This is a genomic window from Amycolatopsis sp. NPDC028719, assembly GCF_055565395.1.
Window position 1 is genome coordinate 496,658 of the sequence record NZ_JBVHUL010000002.1, and the last position, 16,841, is coordinate 513,498.

General features: G+C 73.1%; 15 protein-coding genes. 8 read left to right on the plus strand and 7 right to left on the minus strand.

Annotation, left to right across the window (positions count from 1 at the left end):
• Window positions 1–55: 55 nt before the first annotated feature.
• Both mshC and ACZ4TR_RS10335 read right to left on the minus strand, forming a co-directional pair.
• Window positions 56–1,294, minus strand: coding sequence for a cysteine--1-D-myo-inosityl 2-amino-2-deoxy-alpha-D-glucopyranoside ligase (gene mshC / locus ACZ4TR_RS10330; RefSeq protein ID WP_465286749.1), 1,239 nt, complete (start codon window positions 1,292–1,294; stop codon window positions 56–58).
• Window positions 1,295–1,365: 71 nt separating this feature from the next.
• On the minus strand, window positions 1,366–2,124 hold the full coding sequence (locus tag ACZ4TR_RS10335; protein WP_465286750.1) for a MerR family transcriptional regulator: 759 nt from the start codon (window positions 2,122–2,124) through the stop codon (window positions 1,366–1,368).
• A 128-nt stretch (window positions 2,125–2,252) separates the two neighbouring features.
• Here ACZ4TR_RS10335 and ACZ4TR_RS10340 point away from each other — a divergent pair, with 128 nt between their 5' ends.
• Entirely contained in the window at window positions 2,253–3,560 is a 1,308-nt protein-coding gene (locus ACZ4TR_RS10340; protein ID WP_465286751.1) for a hypothetical protein, read from the plus strand.
• Window positions 3,561–3,567: 7 nt separating this feature from the next.
• Here the strand turns inward: ACZ4TR_RS10340 and ACZ4TR_RS10345 are convergent, their stop codons facing one another.
• Window positions 3,568–5,532: a hypothetical protein gene (locus ACZ4TR_RS10345; RefSeq protein WP_465286752.1), complete on the minus strand. Its 1,965-nt coding sequence runs from the start codon at window positions 5,530–5,532 to the stop codon at window positions 3,568–3,570.
• Window positions 5,529–6,926: an ATP-binding protein gene (locus ACZ4TR_RS10350; RefSeq protein ID WP_465286753.1), complete on the minus strand. Its 1,398-nt coding sequence runs from the start codon at window positions 6,924–6,926 to the stop codon at window positions 5,529–5,531. Before ACZ4TR_RS10350 ends, ACZ4TR_RS10345 begins: the two co-directional genes overlap by 4 nt.
• 100 nt (window positions 6,927–7,026) lie before the next feature.
• On the opposite strand from ACZ4TR_RS10350, the gene ACZ4TR_RS10355 reads away from it, so the two are divergent.
• Window positions 7,027–7,824, plus strand: a complete 798-nt coding sequence (locus ACZ4TR_RS10355) for a hypothetical protein (protein WP_465286755.1) — start codon at window positions 7,027–7,029, stop codon at window positions 7,822–7,824.
• A gap of 3 nt (window positions 7,825–7,827) precedes the next feature.
• Here ACZ4TR_RS10355 and ACZ4TR_RS10360 read toward each other — a convergent pair whose 3' ends face one another.
• A complete protein-coding gene (locus tag ACZ4TR_RS10360; protein ID WP_465286756.1) occupies window positions 7,828–8,871 on the minus strand; it encodes a ferrochelatase in 1,044 nt (347 codons plus the stop codon).
• Between the two features lie 86 nt (window positions 8,872–8,957).
• On the opposite strand from ACZ4TR_RS10360, the gene ACZ4TR_RS10365 reads away from it, so the two are divergent.
• Both ACZ4TR_RS10365 and ACZ4TR_RS10370 read left to right on the plus strand, forming a co-directional pair.
• Window positions 8,958–9,539: a TetR/AcrR family transcriptional regulator gene (locus ACZ4TR_RS10365; RefSeq protein WP_465286757.1), complete on the plus strand. Its 582-nt coding sequence runs from the start codon at window positions 8,958–8,960 to the stop codon at window positions 9,537–9,539.
• A gap of 68 nt (window positions 9,540–9,607) precedes the next feature.
• Window positions 9,608–10,774, plus strand: coding sequence for a Cmx/CmrA family chloramphenicol efflux MFS transporter (locus ACZ4TR_RS10370; RefSeq protein WP_465286759.1), 1,167 nt, complete (start codon window positions 9,608–9,610; stop codon window positions 10,772–10,774).
• Between the two features lie 3 nt (window positions 10,775–10,777).
• Here the strand turns inward: ACZ4TR_RS10370 and fabI are convergent, their stop codons facing one another.
• Together fabI and ACZ4TR_RS10380 are read right to left on the minus strand one after the other, a co-directional pair.
• A complete protein-coding gene (fabI, locus tag ACZ4TR_RS10375) occupies window positions 10,778–11,545 on the minus strand; it encodes an enoyl-ACP reductase FabI (RefSeq protein WP_465286760.1) in 768 nt (255 codons plus the stop codon).
• A 53-nt stretch (window positions 11,546–11,598) separates the two neighbouring features.
• Complete coding sequence (locus tag ACZ4TR_RS10380) at window positions 11,599–12,303, minus strand: beta-ketoacyl-ACP reductase (protein WP_364520217.1); 705 nt, start codon at window positions 12,301–12,303, stop codon at window positions 11,599–11,601.
• 184 nt (window positions 12,304–12,487) lie between these two features.
• On the opposite strand from ACZ4TR_RS10380, the gene ACZ4TR_RS10385 reads away from it, so the two are divergent.
• From ACZ4TR_RS10385 to ACZ4TR_RS10400, 4 genes are read left to right on the plus strand one after another with little or no spacing between them, the layout of a single operon-like run.
• Window positions 12,488–13,819, plus strand: coding sequence for an MFS transporter (locus ACZ4TR_RS10385; protein WP_465286761.1), 1,332 nt, complete (start codon window positions 12,488–12,490; stop codon window positions 13,817–13,819).
• 7 nt (window positions 13,820–13,826) lie between these two features.
• On the plus strand, window positions 13,827–14,495 hold the full coding sequence (locus tag ACZ4TR_RS10390) for a response regulator transcription factor (protein WP_285478479.1): 669 nt from the start codon (window positions 13,827–13,829) through the stop codon (window positions 14,493–14,495).
• A 4-nt stretch (window positions 14,496–14,499) separates the two neighbouring features.
• Complete coding sequence (locus ACZ4TR_RS10395; protein WP_465286762.1) at window positions 14,500–15,894, plus strand: sensor histidine kinase; 1,395 nt, start codon at window positions 14,500–14,502, stop codon at window positions 15,892–15,894.
• On the plus strand, window positions 15,891–16,835 hold the full coding sequence (locus tag ACZ4TR_RS10400) for a TAXI family TRAP transporter solute-binding subunit (protein WP_465286763.1): 945 nt from the start codon (window positions 15,891–15,893) through the stop codon (window positions 16,833–16,835). The genes ACZ4TR_RS10395 and ACZ4TR_RS10400 overlap by 4 nt, the downstream gene beginning before the upstream one ends.
• The last annotated feature ends 6 nt before the right edge of the window (window positions 16,836–16,841 follow it).

The following is a 16,841-nucleotide window of genomic DNA, read 5'->3' on the forward strand; positions in this document are numbered from 1 at the left end:
CCGTTATACACTCACCAAGGGCCGCACTTTCACGTGAAAGTGCGGCCCTTGATGGTCAGAGGGTGATGCCGAGGAGGGCGTCGACGGCGATGCGGATCAGGCCGGGGGCCGCGGGGTCCGTGCCGTCGCGACGCAGGGCTTCGCTCGCCCACGCGTCGATCGCCGCCAGGGCCTTCGGTGTGTCGAGGTCGTCGGACAGGTGGTCGCGCAGGCGGGTGATCGTGTCCTCTGCGGACGGTCCGGTGGCCAGCGAGACGGCCTCGCGCCAGCGGGCCAGGCGCGTCTCCGCCTCGGTCAGCAGGTCGGCCGTCCAGGCGCGGTCGGCGCGGTAGTGGCCGGCGAACAGGGCCAGCCGGATCGCGCCCGGGCCGACCTGGTCGGCCCGCAGCCGGGAGACGAACACCAGGTTCCCGCGCGACTTCGACATCTTCTCGCCGTCGAGGCCGATCATCCCGGCGTGCACGTAGTGGCGGGCGAACTGGCCGTCCTTGGCGACGGCCTCGGCGTGCGCGGCGCTGTACTCGTGGTGCGGGAAGATGAGGTCCGAGCCGCCGCCCTGGAGGTCGAACCCGAGGCCCAGCCGGTTGACCGCGATCGCGCTGCACTCGATGTGCCAGCCCGGGCGGCCCGCGCCCAGTTCCGACTCCCACGACGGCTCGCCCTCGCGGGCCACGCGCCACAGCAGCGCGTCCAGCGGGTGGCGCTTGCCGGTGCGGTCGGGGTCACCGCCGCGCTCGGCGAAGAACTTCGTCATGGTCGGCTCGTCGTAGTTCGACTCGTAGCCGAACTTGCCGGTCGCGGTGTGGTCGAAGTAGACGTCCGGGAACTCCGGGTCGTCCGCGCGGTAGGCGGCACCGTTGGCGAGCAGCTTCGCGATGACCTCGACGATCTCCGGGATGCTTTCCACCGCGCCGACGAACTGCTTCGGCGGCAGTACACGCAGGGCCACCATGTCCTCGCGGAACAGCGCCGTCTCGCGCATGCCCAGCACGACCCAGTCGTCCTGGTCGCGCTGGGCTCGCTCGAGCAGCGGCTCGTCGATGTCCGTCACGTTCTGCACGTAGTGGACGTCGTGCCCGTTGTCCCGCCAGATGCGGTTCACCAGGTCGAAGGCCAGGTACGTCGCGGCGTGCCCCAGATGCGTCGCGTCGTAGGGCGTGATGCCGCAGACGTACATCCGGGCCGTGGCGCCGGGGGCGGTCGGGCGGATCTGCCCGGTGGCCGTGTCGTGGAGCCGCAGCGGGCGGGGGGTGCCGGGGATGCGGGGCACGTCGACCGATGACCAAGTCTGCATACCCTCGACTGTAAGCGTTCGCTCCGCCACCCTCCCGCCCGGTGGGACTCCTCCCCCACGTGGAGCAGCGGTTACTGCCGGCGTGCGATGTTCGCCACGATGGCGTCGCGGACGAACTCGCCGACGCCCGGCCGCTGCTCATCCTCCCGGACCAGGAACCCGAGCTGCACCGGTTCGGTGACGTACAGCTCGCCGATGCGCCGCTGCGTCTCGTACGAGCACTCCCCCATGACGCGGGCGAGCATCGCCCGGTGCTCTTCGGCGAGGTCGGCCGCCTCGGTGCCGTCCGGCGCGCCGCCCGCTTCGCGCAGTGCGGTGAGCCGGCGCACCCAGTCCCGGCGCGCCGCTTCCCCGGCCGCCAGGTCCTCCTTGGACGGTGTCGCCGCGCCCTGCCACTCGGGCGTGCCGCCCCAGCGCCGCGCGGCCTCTTCCGCGTAGCCGTCCGGCTCCCGGAACCCGCCGAACACTTCGAACTTCTCCTCGGGCGTCAGTGCGTTGCCCATGGCTCTCGCCTCCATCGCGCGATCGACGGCCGCGACCATCCGCCCGAGCTCGCCGATGCGCGCCACCAGCAGCTCCCGCTGCCTCTTCAGGTGCGCGCCGGCGTCGGTGCCCGGGTCGTCGACGAGGGTCGCGATCGTCTCGAGGGGGAACCCGAGCTCCCGGTAGAACAGGATGCGCTGCAGCCGGTCGAGATCCTCGTCGTCGTAGCTGCGGTACCCCGAGCTCGTCCGCCCGCTCGGGCTGAGCAGGCCGATCTCGTCGTAGTGGTGCAGCGTCCGGACGGTGACCCCGGCCAGCGCGGCGACCTTGCCCACGGGATGCCCCATCGGTTCCCCTTCTCCTCTCCGGCCGTGTGGCCCTTGCGGTGATCACGGTGGTGCCTCACGCGGCGTGAGGGTCAAGCGTCACCCTTCCGTAGCCGCCGCGCGGCGGCGAGCGCGGTTAGCCTGGCTCGATGAAAGCCGAGGTCGTGGTGGGTGGCGCGGTCGTGCTGATCGCGCTCGTCATGGCGTTCGCGCTCCGGCGGCGACGCGGTGCCCGGCCCCGGCCGGTGCTGGGTGCGGTGCCCCGCGAGCCCCTTTCCGCCGTGTCCCGCCCCGCGCTCCTGGCCAGGATCGAGGAGAAGTTCGGCGAGGGCCGGTTCTGCGTCCTGCTCGGCGGGGGCGGCGTGGGCAAGACCCACCTCGCCGGGGCCTACGTCCGCGCCTGCCGCGGGCCCGTCGTCTGGGTGGCGGCCCAGGACCCGGCGAACACCGCACGGGCTTACGCCGCGCTCGCCCGGCATCCCGCCCCGGCCGACGCCGAAGCCGCCGCCCGCGCGGGTCTGGCGTGGCTCGACGACCTCGACGACGCCGTCGTCGTCTTCGACGGCGCGACCGACCCGGACGCGCTCAACCGGTGGCTGCCCGCCCGCGCCCGGGTGCTGGTCACGACGACCGTGCCGGACTTCGAGGTCCTCGGCGGCACCCTGCCGGTGAGCGGCTTCGACGAAGCCGAAGCCGTCGGCTTCCTCCAGGCGCGCTCCGGGCGGGAACCCGGCCCCGCCGCGGCGGACGTCGCCCGGGAACTGGGCTGCCTGCCCCTCGCGCTGGCCCAGGCCGGCGGGGTGATCCGCCGGCAGCCGTTCGCCACCTACCTCGACGAGCTACCGCACGCCGCGCCGTTGGAGCGGGAACCGGGCGAGGACCACCCGCCCCGCGTCGAAGACACCACCCTCGCCGCCCTGCGCGCGGTGGCGGCGCGCGACAGCCGGGCACTGGCGCTCGCCGAACTGCTCGCCGTGCTCGCGCCGTGGGGCGTGCGGCGCGCGCTCCTGCACCGCGCGGGACCGGACCCGGTGGCGGTCGACGCGGCTCTCGCCGGTCTCACGGAGGCGGCCCTCGCGGAGTCCGACCTCAGCGGCGAGGTCGTCGTGATGCACCGGCTGACGCAGCGCGCGGTGCTGGGCCGGCTGCACGCCGAGGAGCGGCTGGCCCAAGCTTTGGACCGGGCGTTCGACGTCGTGGCGCCCGCCGCGGACCTCGCCGACCACGCGGCCGCGCTGTGGCGGCACTTCCGCGCCCTGCCCTCGGCCGAGGCCGAGCCGCGGCTGAGCCGGATCCTGCGGCTGCGGCGGCACTCGGTCGAACTGCTCGCCGACGCGGGGGCGTTCACGCAGGCGAAGACCCTCGGCCTGGAAGTGCTCGCCGACCACGAGGCCTACCTGCCCGCCGGGCACCCCGACACCGCCCGGGCCGCCCGGTCGCTGGACCGGGCGGCCTGAGCCGGGCTCAGCGCCGCCGGGTGCGCAGGTAGTCGCCGACCACCGCGGCGCCCAGGCCGTCGAGGTCCGGGGCGACCACCCGGCCGCCCGAACGCCGGGCGATGACGTCCACGAACGCCGTCAGCCGCGGGTCGTCGCCGAGGCGGAACACCGTCACCGACGCGCCCAGCTTCGCCAGCCTGTCCACTTCGGACAGTGTCTTGTGGAGGGTGCGCGGCTGGGGCGGGTAGTCGAAGACCGCTTCGCCGTCCGGTTCCAGGTGGGCGGTCGGCTCGCCGTCGGTGACCATCAGGACCACCGGCTGGGCGTCCGGGTGGCGGCGCAGGTGCTGCCCGGCCAGCAGCAGCGCGTGGTGGGCGTTGGTGCCCTGCTCCCACGCGCCCTCCAGGCCGATCAGCTCCGGCAGCTCGACGGACATCGCGTGGCGCCCGAAGGTGATCAGCTGCAGCGCGTCGTTGCGGAACCGCGTGCTGATCAGCTGGTGCAGCGCGAGCGCGGTGCGCTTCATCGGCAGCCAGCGGCCTTCCTGCACCATCGACCACGACGTGTCGACCAGCAGCGCCACCGCCGCCCGCGAGCGGTGCTCGGTCTCGACCACTTCGACGTCCTCGACGTCCAGCCGGACCGAGCTCTCCCCCACCGACACCGACCGCAGCACGGCGTTGCGGATCGTCCGCGGCACGTCCCAGGGCTGCATGTCCCCGAAGCGCCACGGCCGCGACGCGCCGGTCGGCTCGCCGGCCGCGCCCGCCGACTCGGTCTCGCGGTCGCCGGTCTTGCCGCGCAGCGCGTTCACGATGTCCGACAGCGCCGTCTCGCCCAGGCGCCGCAACGCCTTGGGCGACAGCCGGAGCGTCCCGTCGGCGGCCCGTTCGAACAGGCCTTGGCGGCGCAGCTCACGCTCCAGTTCGGACAGCCGCCGCGCGTCGACACCGGCGTCCTTGCCCAGCTGGCGTTCGAGGGCCTCGAGGTCGATGTCCTCCAGGCGCGCCCCGGGGTAGGACTGGCCGAGCTGCTCGGCCAGCGCGTCCAGCTCGGCGAGGTCCGCCATCGCCTGCGCGCCTTCGCCCATGCCCAGCGGGTTCTTGCCGCGGAAGCGCTCCGAGCCCGTCCAGTCTTCACCCGGGCGCGCGGCCCGCAGCTGACTGTCCAGCTGGGACAGCTGCTGCGCCAGCCGCGGGTCGCCGAACGCCTGCTGGGTCAGCTCGGCGAGCTCGGCCCGCTGCTCGGCCGACATCGAGTTGAGCATCCGCTGCGCGGCCGCGGACCGCTCGGCGAGCGCGTCGATGAGCTCTTCGACGTTTCGCGGGTTCTCCGGGAAGAACTCCCCGTGCTTCCCCATGAAATCCTCGAAGCGCTCCTGGATGTCCTCGGCGCCCTGGGCGTGCGCGGCCAGGAGGTCGTTGAGGTCGGAGAGCATCTCGTTGATCCGCTCGACGTCCTCGGGCCCGGCGTTCTGCAGCGCCTGCTTCATGCCCTGGAAGCGCGACTCCATCAGCTCCTGGCCGAGGAGATCCCGGATCTGCCGGTAGTTCTCCCGGCCCTGCTCGGAGCGCCAGTCGTACTCGGAAAGCTCGTTGACGGCCGCGGCCGTGCCGGGCGGCAGCGCGTCGAGCTGCGCCTCGCGGAAACGCGCTTCGTCGTCCGGGTCCGGGAACAGCTCCCGGCGTTCGGCTTCCAGGGCCTCCTGCAGCAGGCGCTGGACCTCCTGGAGGGTGCCGTCGAGGTTGTTGCGGCGCTGGATCTGCGATCGGCGCTGCCACAGGCGCCGGGTCAGCTCGTCCAGGCCCGACGTGCGCTCGGTACCGCGCCGGAGCAGTTCCTCCAGCGCGGACCGCGGCGACGACCCGGCCATGACTTCGCGGCCGATCTCGTCGAGCGCGTCCCGCAGGTCGGCCGGCGGCGCGAGCGGGTCCGGCCCGTCGTGCCACGGGCCGTAGGAGTAGCCGTCGGGAAGCGGGACCGCGGTCATCGGCCGTAGACGGTCGTCGCGTCGTCGGAGTCCTTGGCGAGCCGCCGGGCCAGGAACAGCGATTCGAGGGCGAGTTCGACGGCGGCCGCGATCCGGCCGGCGGGTTCGTCGGCTCCGACGCCGGCGCGCCGGGCGACCTCGTGCAGCACCGGGAGTTCCGGCAGGGCTTCGAGGACGTCCTTGCCCGGCACGCGCTCGCCGGTGGCGACGAGGTGTCCCTCGGCGACGGCGTCGGCGAGCGGCCGCAGGTCCAGGCCGGCGAACCGTTCGCGGGCGGTCTCGGCGACCGCGCGGCGCAGCAGGTGCACGAGGTGCTCGATCTCGCGGCCCTCTTCGCCGGGCTCGAACTCGATCTTGCCGCGCAGCACCGACGGGACGGCGTCGAGGTCGACCGGGCGGGCCACCGCGGGCTCTTCCCCGGTCAGCGCCGAACGCCGCAGGGCCGCGGCCGCGACGGTTTCCGCCGCGGCGACGGCGAACCGCGCCGACACGCCGGAGCGCTGGTCGATGACCGGCGATTCGCGGAGGTTCCGGACGAACCGGGCGATGACCTCCAGCAGCGGCTCGCCGACTTCGGCAACGAGGTTCGCTTCCTGCCGGACGACGGCCACCTCCGACTCGACGTCCAAGGGGTAGTGCGTGCGGATCTCGGCGCCGAAGCGGTCCTTCAGCGGGGTGATGATCCGGCCGCGGTTGGTGTAGTCCTCGGGGTTCGCGGTGGCGACGAGCAGGACGTCCAGGGGCAGCCGCAGCGTGTAGCCGCGGACCTGGATGTCGCGCTCCTCCATCACGTTGAGGAGGGCGACCTGGATGCGCTCGGCGAGGTCGGGCAGCTCGTTGATGGCGACGATGCCGCGGTGGGCGCGCGGGACCAGGCCGAAGTGGATGGTCTCGGGGTCGCCCAGGCTGCGGCCTTCGGCGACCTTCACCGGGTCGACGTCGCCGATCAGGTCGCCGACGGAGGTGTCCGGCGTGGCCAGCTTCTCGGTGTAGCGCTCGGAGCGGTGCCGCCAGGCGACCGGCAGCTCGTCGCCGAGCTCGGCGGCCCGCCGGATCGACGCGGGCGTGATCGGCTGGAGCGGGTGTTCGCCCAGCTCGGAGCCCTCGATGACGGGCGTCCACTCGTCCAGGAGGCCGGCGAGGGTGCGGAGCAGGCGGGTCTTGCCCTGACCGCGTTCGCCGAGCAGGACGACGTCGTGCCCGGCCAGCAGCGCGCGTTCGAGCTGCGGCAGCACGGTGCGGGAGAACCCGACGATGCCGGGCCAGGCGTCTTCGCCGGTTTTGAGGGCGGTCAGCAGGTTGTCGTGGATCTCTTGCGCGATGGGCCGCGGCTCGTACCCGGCCGCGCGCAGGGCCCCGGCGGTGCGGGGAAGAGCGTCTGGAACTGCGTTCACCTGTTCGACGCTACTGCGCGATCGGCGGTCCGTCGATGTGGAGCGACTCCAGCGTGGGCGCGCTGCCGGAGTTCGCGGTGGGCCGGTAAAATAGGGCGTCGTGTGCCGTCCCAGTGCGACCTTCGCCGTCTGGACCTCCGCGTGGCTGAACGGAGCCGCCGCGTCCGACGATGTCCTCGACGCCCTGCTCGCGTGGGGTGAAGCCCACGACGTCGTGGCGGCCGACGCCGCCGCGGCCGAGGCGTTCACGCTGCCGCTGGCGTTCAACCGGGCGGCCACCCCCGTCCAGCTGCTGATGGCGCTGCGTTCGCAAGGAGCGAAAAGCATGCGGCTGGTGCTCCCGGTCCCGGGCGACGTCCGCGGCCTCGGCGGTGGCGGTCCGTTCACGGAGGCGGCGCTGCGCGCGGGCGACGCGGTCGTGCTGCCGGAGCTCGGTTCCGGGCTGGTGCCGCAGCCGATCGCCGAGGGCCTGGTGCGCTGGACGGTGTATTCGCTTTCTTCGCCCTCGGCGCCGGAGTACGTCGGCCTGAGTGAAGCCGAACACGGGCTGACGGACGCGATCCGCAACAGCGCGGGGGCGCTCCAGGCGCTGGACGTGGCTTCGGACCGGCCGGGGGTGCGGGCGGAGCTGTCGGCGCACCTGCGGTCCCGCCCGGACGTCGACTGGCCCGCGGGCACGCCGGCGCGGGCGTTGCGGGTGCTGCAGCGGGCCGAGGAGATCGCGGCGATCCTGGCGATCGCGTCGTCCGACGACCCGGGCGGGGCACTGTCGGCTTCGGCTTCGTCGTTGCGGGCTCAGGCTTTGCGGCCGTTGTCGGACGCGGTCCGGACAGCGCAGTGCGCGTCGGTCAACGAAGCGGTGCGGGTGTTCGCGGAGCAGACGGCCCGCGAAGGCTGAGGGTTACCGGGCCGGGCGCTTGGCCGGCTCGCAGCAGCCCACCGCACAGGGCGCGCCGTTGACCGTGCAGCCCGCCGTCGGGAACGGGGACAGCTTCCGCGGCTCTGCCCCGTGCGTGTGCTCGCGGACCAGCTCCACCACCAGCTCCGCGAACCGCGGGTCCGCACCGGCCGTCGCCGCGCGGGCGAACGCCATTCCGTGCTCCGCCGCTCGCTCCGCCGCCTCGTTGTCGAGGTCCCAGATCACCTCGAGGTGATCCGACACGAACCCGATCGGCGAGACGACGACTCCGGTGACCCCTGACTCGTGCAGTGCGTCGATGTGGTCGACGATGTCGGGCTCCAGCCACGGCACCTGCGGCGGCCCGGACCGCGACTGCCACACGACGTCGTACTCCGCGATGCCCGCCTCGGCCGCCGCCAGGCGGGCCGCCTCCGCGATCTGGCGCGAGTACCGGCGGCCGCCCTCGGCCGGCGGGCCGGAAGCCTGGTCCGCGCTCGACGGGACCGAGTGAGCCGTGAACACCGTGCGGATGCCGGGCGTGTTCCCCAGCGACGCGTGCGCCGCGCGCACGCCGTCCGCCACCGCCGAAACGAACAACGGGTGGTCGAAGAACTGGCGCAGCTTCACCATTTCGGGTGCGCCTTCACCGACCGCCGCGCGGGCTCGCTCGATGTCCTCGTCGTACTGGCGGCACGCCGAGTAGCCGCCGTACGCGCTGGTCGGGAACACCAGGATCCGCCGGGCACCGGACGCGGTCAGCTCGGCCAGCGTCTCCTCGACCATCGGGTGCCAGTTGCGGTTGCCGAAGTGCACGGGCAGGTCGATGCCGGCCGCCGCGAGCTGCTTCTCGACCGCGGCCATCGCGTCGCGGTTCAGCTTGTTGATGGGCGAGACGCCCCCGAAGTGCCGGTAGTGCTCGGCGACCTCGAGCAGCCGCTCTCGCGGGACGCCCCGGCCCCGGGTGACGTTCTCGAGGAACGGCATGACGTCGTCGGGCCCTTCCGGGCCGCCGAACGAAAGCCACAGCAACGCGTCGTATCCCACCCGTCCATCTTGCCGATGTGGCGGCCCGCACGCTGACGCGGGCCAGTTATGAATCGACCAGTCCAAAACCCTGGTACGCTCGCCCCATGGCCAGGCCCCGGGAGTTCGACGAGACTGCCGCCGTCGAGAGCGCGATGCACGCGTTCTGGACCCGCGGCTACGAGGCGACGTCGACGCAGGACCTGTGCGCGGCCACCGGGCTCGGGCGAAGCAGCGTCTACAACACCTTCACCAGCAAGAAAGCCCTGTTCCAGCGAGCCTTGACGCACTACAGCGCCCAGGGGCTCGCCGGCCGGAAGGCCGTCCTCGAGGGGCCGGGCACCGCGGCCGAGCGCCTCGCGGCCATGTTCGACGGCCTGATCGACGACGAGCTGGAGCACGGCCGCCGCGGCTGCCTCGTGGTCAACACCCTCGCCGAGCTCGGCACTCCTGACGACGAGGTGGGCGCCGCCCTGCGCGACGACACCAAGAAGCAGCTCGTCCTGCTCACCACGTGCGCCCGGGAGGGCGTCCTCGACGGCAGCCTCCGGGACGGCCGTACCCCGGCCGACGTAGCCGAGTTCCTGCTCAGCACCATCTCCGGGCTCCGGGTGATGTCCCGCCGCGGTGCGAGCGCAGAAGCCATGCACGCCGTCGCGGACCTCACCCTCTCGGCGATCACCCGATAGAGAGCACCACCGAGTACGCCAACCCTGCTCGAATTTTGTACTGATCAATTCACAACCAAGGAGGACCCGTGCCCCTGGCCGTCTTCGTCCTCGGGCTCAGCGTGTTCGCGCTGGGCACGTCCGAGTTCATGATCACCGGCCTGCTCCCCGGCATGGCCGCCGACCTCGGTGTCAGCATCCCCGACGCCGGCCTGCTGATCTCCGCGTTCGCCATCGGCATGGTCGTGGGCGCGCCGCTGCTGGCGATCGGCACCCTGCGGCTCCCCCGCCGCCGGACGCTCCTCGCGTTGCTCGCGGTCTTTTTCGGGGCGCACGTCGTGGGCGCGCTCTCCACCGGGTACGCGCTGTTGTTCGCGACGCGGGTGATCGCCGCGCTCGCGTGCGCGGGCTTCTGGGCCGTCGCCGTGGCGACAACGATCGCGCTGGTGCCCGTCGAGCGCCGCGGCCGCGCGATGGCGGTGCTGGTCGGCGGCCTGACCGTGGCCAACATCGCCGGCGTTCCGGCGGGGACGTTCATCGGCCAGCACGCGGGCTGGCCGACGGCGTTCTGGGCGGTCGCGGCGGTGACGCTGCTGGCGGCGGCCGGGGTCGCCGCGCTGGTGCCGGAGACGACCGGCGGCGGGATGAGTGTCCGCGCCGAGCTGCGGCTGTACCGGCGCGGCCGGGTCTGGCTCGCACTCGGCGTGATCGCCTTGTGCCAGGCCATGATCTTCGCCGCGTTCAGCTACCTCGCGCCGCTCCTGACCGAAACGGACGGTCTCCCGGAGGCGTGGGTGCCGGGGGTCCTCGCGCTCTTCGGCGTCGGCGCGCTCATCGGCATCACGGCCGGCGGGCGGCTCGCCGACCGCCACCCGTTCGCCACGCTCTACGGCTGCGTCGGGCTCGCCTTGGCGTCGCTGCTCGTCCTGGCCCTCACGACCGACGCGGGCGTCGCCGTGGCGGCCGTGCTCGTCTTCGGCGCCGCCGGGTTCGGCGCCAACCCGGCCCTCAACGTCCGCACGTACGCGGTGGCCGGGAACGCGCCCACACTCGTCGGCGCCAGCACGACGGCGGCGTTCAACGTCGGCAACACGATCGGCCCGTGGCTCGGCGGCGTCGCGATCGGCGCCGGCCTGGGCTTCCCGAGCGTCGCGTGGACGGGCATCGTGCTCGGCGCGGCGACCCTGGCCGCGCTCACGGTCGCGGTCGTCGTCCAGCGGAGTGACGACCGCGACCGGGAACCGATCGCCGTGTAACGCTCAGACGCCGAGGAAGTGGACCCCGCCGTCGACCATGATCATCGAGCCGGTGGTGGCGGGGAGCCAGTCCGACAGCACCGCGCAGACGCTCTTCGCCACCGGGTCCGGGTCCGTGCTGTCCCAGCCGAGCGGCGCGCGCTCGCCCCAGCCGTCCTCCAGGTCGGCGAAGCCCGGGATGGACTTGGCCGCCATCGTCTTCATCGGGCCCGCGCTGACCAGGTTGACGCGGATGCCCTGCGGCCCCAGCTCCTTGGCCAGGTACCGGTTGACCGACTCGAGCCCGGCCTTCGCGACGCCCATCCAGTTGTAGACCGGCCACGCGACGCGCGCGTCGAAGTCCATGCCGACGTACGAAGCGCCCCGGCCGAGCAGCGGCAGGCACGCCTTCGCCAGCGACATGTACGAGTACGTCGAGATCTCGATCGCGGTCTTGACGTCCTCGGCCGGCGCGTCGAGGAACGGCGCGCCGAGGCAGGTCTGCGGGGCGAAGCCGATCGAGTGCAGCACGCCGTCGAGGCCGTCGACGTGCTCGCGGACGCGGTCGGCGAGGGAGTCGAGGTGCTCCTGGTCGGTGACGTCCAGCTCGATCACGGGCGCTGCTTCGGGCAGCCGCTTCGCGATGCGCTCGACCAGCGACATGCGGCCGAAGCCGGTGAGCACCACCTTCGCGCCCTCCTGCTGCGCGATCTTGGCCGCGTGGAAGGCGAGCGAGGCGTCGGTGATGACGCCGGTGATCAGCAGGCGCTTGCCTTCGAGCAGTCCGGGCACGGGTCCTCCAGGTCTTGGTTCGGTGAACGGGGAAGCTGTGTCTTCGAAAAGCGTCAGTGGCCGAGGCCGAGGCCCCCGTCGACCGGCAGCACCGCGCCGTTGACGTAGCCGGCTTCGTCGGAGGCCAGGTAGCGCACCGCGGCGGCGATCTCCGACGGCTCGGCGTACCGGCCGGAGGGCACCTGGTCGAGGATCTGCTTCTTGCGCTCCTCGGGCAGCTCGTCGGTCATGTCGGTGCGCACGAACCCGGGCGCGATCACGTTCGAGGTGATGTTGCGGGAGCCGAGCTCGCGTGCCAGCGAACGCGCGAAGCCGACCAGGCCGGCCTTCGACGCCGCGTAGTTCGCCTGGCCGGCCGAGCCGGAGAGCCCGACCACCGAGGAGATGAAGACGAACCGGCCCCACTTGCCGCGCAGCATGCCGCGGGAGGCCCGCTTCGCGACCCGGAAGGCGCCGGTGAGGTTCGCGTCGACGACGCGCTCGAACTGCTCGTCGCTCATCCGCATCAGCAGCGTGTCGTCGGTCAGCCCGGCGTTGGACACCAGCACCTCGACCGGACCCTGGTGCTCCTCGACGAGCTTGAACGCCGCGTCGACCTGGTCGGTGTCGGTGACGTCCGCCTGGACCCCGAAGAGGCCCTCGGGCGCGCCCGAACCACGGTGCGTGACGGCGACCCGGTGTCCCTGCTCCGCGAGATCCCGGGCGATCGCCAGACCGATGCCCCGGTTGCCCCCGGTGACCAGAACCGACCGTCCCACAGTGTTCTCCCTCTTCGTCGACCGTGCGCTGATGTCGGGCACGAGGCTATCGGCAGCGCCGACCCGTCGCGCACCCGCGCCCGGAGTCTCCGCGACCGTCCTAAGCGCGTGTTAGGAACTGCCCTCCGACCTTGCTGGTTACCCGCTGGTTGGTCACCGTGAGTCGCAACACAGGAGGTCGACGATGACAACCCGGATCAGCGGCGCCACCACGGGGGCCGTCAGCGAGAAACGCGTGATCGGCAACGTGCTGCGCGGCTCCATCGGCAATCTGGTCGAGTGGTACGACTGGTACGCCTACGCGGCGTTCACCACGTACTTCGCCAAGTCTTTCTTCCCGACGACCGACACGACGGCCGCCTTCCTCGGCACGGCCGCGGTGTTCGCCGTCGGGTTCCTCATGCGCCCGCTCGGCGGCTGGATGCTCGGCCGGTTCGCCGACCGCTTCGGCCGCCGCAGCGCGCTGGTGCTTTCGGTCACGCTCATGGCGGGCGGCTCGCTGCTCATCGCCGTCACGCCGAGCTATCACACGATCGGCCTCGCGGCACCGATCCTGCTGCTGGTGGCCCGGTTGATCCAGGGCCTGTCCGTCGGTGGCGAGTACTCCACGTCGGCCACGTACCTGTCCGAAGTGGCCACTCCCGGCAAGCGCGGCTTCTACTCGAGCTTCCAGTACGTGACGCTCTACGGCGGCCAGCTGCTGGCGCTGGGGCTCCAGCTGATCCTGCAGGGCCTGCTCACCGAGCAGCAGCTGACGTCGTGGGGCTGGCGGATCGCGTTCGGCGTCGGCACGGTCGCCGCGCTCAGCGTCATGTGGCTGCGCCGCGGCATGGACGAGTCGGAGAGCTACACGCGTGAAGCGGACGAGGCCGGGACGACCGGCGAGCGCGGCACGCTGCGCGCGCTGGCCAAGTACCCCAAGGAGATCGCGCTCGTCGTCGGCCTGACCCTCGGCGGCACGGTGGCGTTCTACACCTTCGCCACCTACAGCCAGAAGTTCCTCGAGAACACCGCCCACATCCCGCGGCGCACGGTCACGATCATCCTGTTCTCGGCGATCCTGCTCGCGGCGATCCTGCAACCGCTGGCGGGCAAGCTGTCCGACCGGATCGGCCGCCGCCCGCTGCTGCTGTTCTTCGGCATCGCGGGCACCCTGCTCACCGTCCCGATCATGACGGTCATGGGCTCGACGCGGAACCCGGTCGGCGCGTTCTTCCTCGTCCTGGCCGGGCTCGTCGTCGTGGCGGGCTACACGTCGATCAACGCGATCGTGAAGGCCGAGCTGTTCCCGACGAAGATCCGCGCCATCGGCGTCGGCCTGCCCTACGCGCTCACCGTCGCGATCTTCGGCGGCACCGCCGAACTCATCGCGCAGGCGCTGAAGAGCGCCGGGCACGAGTCGGTCTTCTTCTGGTACGTCGCGGGCTGCGTCCTGGTTTCCCTGATCGTCTACGGCACAATGCGGGAAACCTCGAAGAGCTCCGAGCTCGAACGCCGCCGGGACGAAGAACACTGAGAAAGGGATGGCCGTGCGCGTGCTCCTCGTCGAAGACGACGCGGGTGTCGCCGGCGCGCTCGCCGAGTCGCTGCACGCGCGCGGTCATCCCGTCACCAGCGTCGGCCGCGGGGCGGACGCCCTGCACCGCCACCGCGACGCCGACCTCGTCCTCCTGGACCTGGGACTGCCGGACATCGACGGGCTCGACGTGCTGCGGAAGATCCGCGCGGTGTCGCCGGTGCCGGTCATCGTCCTGACCGCCCGCGGTGACGAACGCTCGATCGTGCGTGGCCTGCGCCTCGGCGCCGACGACTACCTGACCAAGCCGGTCCGGCTGGCCGAGCTGCTGGCCCGGATGGACGCCGTCGTGCGGCGCGCGGTGGCCCGCGAGGCACCGGCCGGAGACGTCGTGCGCGTCGAGGACGTCGAGATCGACCTCGGCGCCCGCCGGGTCCTCGTCGCCGGGCACGACATCGGGCTCACCACCAAGGAGTTCGAAATCCTCGCCGTGCTCGCCGCCCGCCCCGGCACCGCGGTCAGCCGCCAGCAGCTCATGGACGAGGTCTGGGGCGACGCCTACCTCGCGGTGTCCCGCTCCCTCGACGTCCACCTGACCGGGCTGCGCGCCAAGCTGGACCGGCCGGGGCTGCTCGCCACCATCCGCGGCTTCGGCTACCGGCTCGGCCGGGACTGACCCCGTGCGCACCCGGCTGCTGGTGGTCCTGGTCGCCCTCGCGCTCGCGGTGGTCGCCGCGTTCGCCGTGCCGCTGCTCGTGTCCACCGCCGAGCAGCGCACCCAGCAGCTGGTCATCTCGCGCACCGCCGACGTCGACCGGTTCGTCGTGCTGGCCCAGCAGGCCGTCGACACGCGCGACCCGGCCGCGCTCGCCGCCGACGCGGCCCGCTACGCCGAGCTGTACGGCGAAGGCGTCGTCATCGTCGACCAGCGGCGCTCGCCGCTGGTGCAGGCCGGCGGCCTGACCGCGGCCGACCCGGCGGTGCACGCGCTGGTCGAGGCCACGATGCGCAACGAGCCCGCGCCGCAGGTCGGCCGGCTCGGCCCGTGGTCGGCCGGACCGGCGTACTTCGCGCGGCCCGTCGGCACCGGCACCCGGGTGTCCGGCGTGGTCGTGCTGCGGGCGTCCGTGACGGCGGCGGCCGCGGACGTCGCCACCCGCTGGGGCACCATCGGCGCCGGGGCACTGCTGGTCGCGGTGGTGTTCGTGCTGCTCGCCGTGGTGCTGGCCAGGTGGATGGTGCGGCCGCTGCACGAGCTGGAGACCGGGGTCCTGGCCGTCGCCGCCGGGCACCGCGCGCACGTGCCCGAACGCACCGGGCCGCGCGAGCTGCGGGTGCTGGCCGGGGAGGTCAACCGGATGTCCGAAGCCGTGCTCGAAGCGGCCGACCAGCAGCACCGGCTGGTCGCCGACGCCTCCCACCAGCTGCGGAACCCCATGGCGGCGCTGCGGCTGCGCGTCGACTCGCTCGCCGGCCGGGTCGAGGGCGACGAGGCCACCTACCGGGCGACCGTGGCCGAGGTGGAACGCCTCGAAAAGCTGCTCGACGGGCTGCTGGCCCTCGCGCTGGCCGAGAGCACCGCGACGCGCGTCGCGGCCGGGGGCGCGGACGAGTCGTGCGACCTCGCCTCGGTGCTCGCCGAACGCGTCGACGCCTGGCGCCCGGCGGCCGAAGACGCCGGGTCGGCGCTCGTGCCGCCGCCCGGGCACGACGAGCCGGTCACCGTCGGCTGCCCGGAAGGCGAGCTCGCGCAGATCCTCGACGTCTTGCTGGACAACGCCGTCCACTACGCCGGGCGCGGTGCGCAGATCACCACGGACTGGGAAAGCGGCGTCTCGACGGCGACCCTCGTCGTCCGCGACGACGGTCCCGGACTGTCCGCTGAGGACCGCGCGCGGGCGACCGAGCGGTTCTGGCGCGCCGGCGGCGAAGGCGCCCCGCGCGGGACCGGGCTCGGGCTGGCCATCGCGCACCAGCAGGTGCGCACCCGCGGCGGCGTCCTGGAACTGCGCCAAGCACTCCCCCGCGGGCTCGAAGTGCGCGTGACCCTGCCGCTGCGGGAGGTGCCGCGATGACGCTCACCCGCCGCACCGCCTTGCTCGGCGGCCTCGGACTGGCCCTCGCCGGCTGCTCGACGTCCGGCTACGACGGTCCCGAACGGACGGTCACCATCGCGGCCGGCGAGCGTGGCGGCTTCTACCTGGCCTTCGCCGAGCTGCTGGCGGCCGAGCTGAACCGCGCCGAGCCTCGGCTGCACGCCACCGCCGTGCCGACCGAGGCGAGCGTCGCCAACGTCGAGCTGGTACGGCGCGGGCAGGCCGACCTCGGGCTGGTGCTCGCCGACGTCGCCCAGACGGCGCTCATCGGGAACGCGCCGTTCCCGGGGAAGGTGCCGCTGCTCGCGCTCGGCCGCGTCTACGAGAACTACCTGCAGCTGGTGGTGCGGGCGGACGGGCCGGTGCGCCGCCTCGCCGACCTCGCGGGGCGCCCGGTGTCGCTGGGCGCGGGCGGATCCGGCGCGGCCCAGCTCGGCGAGCGGCTGTTCGCCAAGGCCGGGGTCGCGGTCGACGCCCGGCACCTGCTGTTCGACGACGCCGTCCAGGCGCTGGCCGGCCGGCGGATCGACGCCATGCTGTGGTCCGGCGGCGTGCCGACGCCGAAGCTCGCGGACCTCACTCGCACGACACCCATCGCGCTGCTGCCCTTGGATTCGGTGGTGCCCGCGCTGCGCGCCGCGTACGGCCCGGTGTACGACCAGGTCCAGGTGCCCGACGGCGCCTACCGCGGGGTCGGGGCGCTGGGCACGATCGGCGTGGCGAACCTGCTGGTCTGCTCGCCCGCCCTGCCCGGCGACGTCGCCGCGGCGGTCGTGCGGCTGCTCGTCGAGCGGGCGACCGACCTGGTGCCCGCCGAGGCCGTCGGCACGCAGTTCCTCGACGTGCGAACGCTCATCGGCACGCAGCCGGTGCCGCTGCAGCCGGGCGCGGCGGCCACGTACCGGGCGCTGCACGGCTGAGCGCTA